Origin of the sequence: Streptomyces sp. T39 (assembly GCF_008042045.1) — a bacterium.
Classification (GTDB): Bacteria; Actinomycetota; Actinomycetes; order Streptomycetales; family Streptomycetaceae; genus Streptomyces.
The window spans coordinates 1-1,213 of the sequence record NZ_RDBP01000064.1; the positions used below are offsets into that span (position 1 = coordinate 1).

1 protein-coding gene is annotated in these 1,213 nt (G+C 77.9%); it reads left to right on the forward strand.

Annotated features, from left to right (window positions below; translation table 11 throughout):
- A partial coding sequence (locus tag EAO77_RS39075; protein ID WP_187283548.1) for a hypothetical protein occupies positions 1-1,213 on the forward strand: 1,213 nt, incomplete at both ends.

A 1,213-nucleotide genomic window follows, 5' to 3' on the forward strand; every position in this document is an offset into this window, starting at 1 on the left:
GGCCGCCACCAGGGCCGCCGCGATCAGGGCGAGCGCGGGCAGCACCAGCATCCGGCGCCGCAGGAAGGCGGCCGTCGGCCACCGCCCGCCGGGCCCGGTGCCGGTCGCCCACGCCCAGGTGCGGCGCGCGCCCGGGCGGCTGCGGGCGTGGGCCCGCGGGCTGCCGCGCCGCACCTGGGCGTGGGCGACCGGCACCGGGCCCGGCGGGCGGTGGCCGACGGCCGCCTTCCTGCGGCGCCGGATGCTGGTGCTGCCCGCGCTCGCCCTGATCGCGGCGGCCCTGGTGGCGGCCGCGTTCCACGAGGTGCACGCCTCGACGGAGCGGCTGCGCGACCGTTCCGTGCCGGCGCTGGTGGGGCTGGCGCAGGCGCGGACGTCGCTCGCACTGGCGCAGCGGGAGGCCGAGCTGCGTCTGCTGCACACCACCCCCTACGGGGCGGTTGAGCTCGGTGACACGTACCGCACCCATCTCACGGACGCCACCCAGCACCTCACCCGGGTCGCCCAGAGCCGGGCGCTGGACCGGGGTCAGGAGCAGGAACTGCGCGTGGTCTCGGGGCTCGTGGTCGCCTACGGCGACAAGATCGCCTGGGCGGACCGCAACCGCGGCAGCACCCTGCTGCGCGAGGCCGGGGTCGAGTACGCGGAGGGCATGCTGCGCAGCCCGGTCCCGCAGGACGGGGACGGGGCGCAGCCCGTCGGGCTGCTCGACCGCATCGAGCACGTCGAGGGCCAGCTGCGCGACCGGGACGAGGAGGCGACGGGCTGGAGTCCGCTCGTGCTGACGGCGGCGGCCGTCGCCGTGCTCGTCACGGCGCTCTTCGCGCTGGTCGTCGTCGGCACCTGCGTCTTCCTGCGGGACCGTCTGCGCCTGGTGAGCCTCCAGTTGCTCGCCGCGTCGGTGCCGGTGCTGCTGACCCCGGTGCTGCTCGGCGCCGGCGGCGCGCAGGAGCACGGGGCGCAGCAGCGGGTGCGGGACGAGCTGGCGGCGCTCGCGTACGTGACCGGCGGCTCGGACGCGCCGCGCAGGATCGAGGGGTCGGCCGCCGCGACCTCGCACGCCCTGGGCGGGGCGCACGCCGAGGGCTGGTCGCTGACGGCGGACGTGCTGCTCCCCGTCACCGTGGCCGGCGCCCTGGGGTGCGGCCTGACGCTCTTCCTCTACGGCAGGCCCTATCCGGGCCGCCTCCCCCGGCGCAAGGAGCCGCAGCCA